Annotated in this window: 1 protein-coding gene; it reads right to left on the bottom strand. The window is 44.4% G+C overall.

What is annotated here, in order from left to right:
• Positions 1-126: 126 nt before the first annotated feature.
• On the bottom strand, positions 127-892 hold a 766-nt coding region (locus tag A3738_RS28720), incomplete at its 5' end, for a CmpA/NrtA family ABC transporter substrate-binding protein (RefSeq protein ID WP_197474117.1).

The raw sequence follows: 892 nt of genomic DNA, 5'->3' as shown, positions 1-892 counted from the left end.
TTAATCCACCAGTAGTAGGCATCACCGCTTGTTTAAACATATCTTTCTCCTTTATGCCTATAAAACTTGCCCAGTGCGAGGACTATGCACTCGGCAAATTAGGCTATGTGCTAACTTCGTTAAGGCTTAAATTAAGTCTTTGCCTTTCAAACCTATTGGGAACTTCTGCAAGTACTCATTTGGTTTTGAACCATCGTAAACGTGGTCGTCAATGAAGTGTGTTTGAGGTGGCTTAAAGCCAGTTTCTGAATCGAATTCAGGGAAATCAGAAGCTTTCGCTTTACCTTCTTCGATCAATGCTTTGGCTGCTGTCGCGTAGATATCTGGACGATATACTTTCTTAGCCGTTTCCATGTACCAATCATCTGACTTATGCTCAGAGATCTGCCCCCAACGACGCATCTGTGTTAGATACCAAATTGCATCACTGTAGTAGGGGTAAGTCGCGTTGTAACGAAAGAATACGTTGAAGTCTGGAATCTCACGCTTATCGCCTTTCTCGTACTCAAACGTACCCGTCATACTGTTAGCAATAACCTCGTAGTCAGCACCAACGTAGTTTGCTTGAGATAAGATTTTTACCGCTTCTGGACGGTTAGCGTTGTTGTTCTCATCCAACCATATTGCTGCGCGGATCATCGCTTTTACAACGCGAGCATGCGTATTTGGATATTTCTCTGCCCACTCGTTACTCACACCGAAAACTTTCTCTGGGTTGTTCTTCCAAATTTCGTAATCCGTTACAACTGGCACACCAATACCTTTAAATACTGCTTGCTGGTTCCACGGCTCGCCCACACAGTAACCATAAATAGTGCCGGCTTCCATCGTTGCTGGCATTTGTGGTGGTGGAGTAACCGAAAGCAATGCATCTGCATCAATCTGACCGCTG

Source organism: Oleiphilus sp. HI0066 (assembly GCF_001635725.1).
The sequence above is the reverse complement of the archived record's forward strand: the minus strand, read 5'-3'. Positions and strand labels throughout refer to the sequence as shown.